The 228-nt window shown below is 79.8% G+C and carries 1 protein-coding gene; it reads right to left on the bottom strand.

Annotated features, from left to right (window positions below; genetic code table 11):
• A partial coding sequence (locus tag Q0963_RS16530; protein WP_299448183.1) for a hypothetical protein occupies positions 1 to 228 on the bottom strand: 228 nt, incomplete at both ends.

Raw genomic sequence — 228 nt, 5'->3', positions numbered from 1 at the left:
GGCGGCCCACGCCCGGCAGGCCTCCTCGGAGGGGAAGGTGCCCAGCCAGGTGTCGACGCCGGGCTCGTCGACCCAGCGTCGCAGCGCCGACTCCGAGCGGGCCCGCACCGCCCGCTGCCGGAGCAGGTCGGGACAGACCCGGGCCAGCAGGCGGCGGGTGCGGCGCCGCAGCCGGGGGGCGTCCTCGACCCCGAACCACGGCTCGAGGGCGGCGAGAACGGTGGCGGC

The organism is uncultured Phycicoccus sp. (genome assembly GCF_947495705.1).
In the GTDB taxonomy this organism is placed as follows: domain Bacteria; phylum Actinomycetota; class Actinomycetes; order Actinomycetales; family Dermatophilaceae; genus Phycicoccus.
The sequence above is the reverse complement of the archived record's forward strand: the minus strand, read 5'-3'. Positions and strand labels throughout refer to the sequence as shown.